Source organism: Bartonella sp. LB28NMGDW (assembly GCF_042194435.1).
Lineage (GTDB): Bacteria > Pseudomonadota > Alphaproteobacteria > Rhizobiales > Rhizobiaceae > Bartonella > Bartonella grahamii.
Window position 1 is genome coordinate 1 of record NZ_JBHIMX010000181.1, and the last position, 500, is coordinate 500.

The following is a 500-nucleotide window of genomic DNA, read 5'->3' on the forward strand; positions in this document are numbered from 1 at the left end:
ACAACGCCCCCTTCATTTTCTTGGCTGTTATCACGCTTACAAGCATTGGCAATATTAAAAGCAATATTGGTCGCCAGAGAGGTTTTCCCCATTCCAGGGCGTCCAGCTATGATAATCAAATCGGATGGCTGTAGCCCCCCCATTTTCTCATCAAGTGTTTTGATATGGGTAGCTATCCCTGAGAGCCTTGAAGAACGCTTTTTCGCTGCACTTGCCATGTTAAGTGCTTTTGCAATGGCTGTATTAAAGTTTTCAAACCCACCCCCGTATTTTCCCTTTTCTGCCAATTCAAACAACTGATTTTCAATCGTTTCAATTTGTTGTGATGTTGTAAATTCTACAGAAACATCATAAGCTCTATTCACAACTTGAGTGCCAAGGTTAATTAAAGAGCGTCGGATAAACAGATCATAAATGACGCTCCCATAATCTTTAGTATTAATGATTGTGACTGCCTCTGTAGCTAAACGCACCACGTAATTATATACAGTGATGTCACC

Annotated in this window: 1 protein-coding gene; it reads right to left on the bottom strand. The window is 40.8% G+C overall.

The genetic code is table 11. From position 1 onward, the window contains the following. A partial coding sequence (locus ACFIKG_RS09900) for a DnaB-like helicase C-terminal domain-containing protein (RefSeq protein ID WP_375652265.1) occupies positions 1 to 500 on the bottom strand: 500 nt, incomplete at both ends.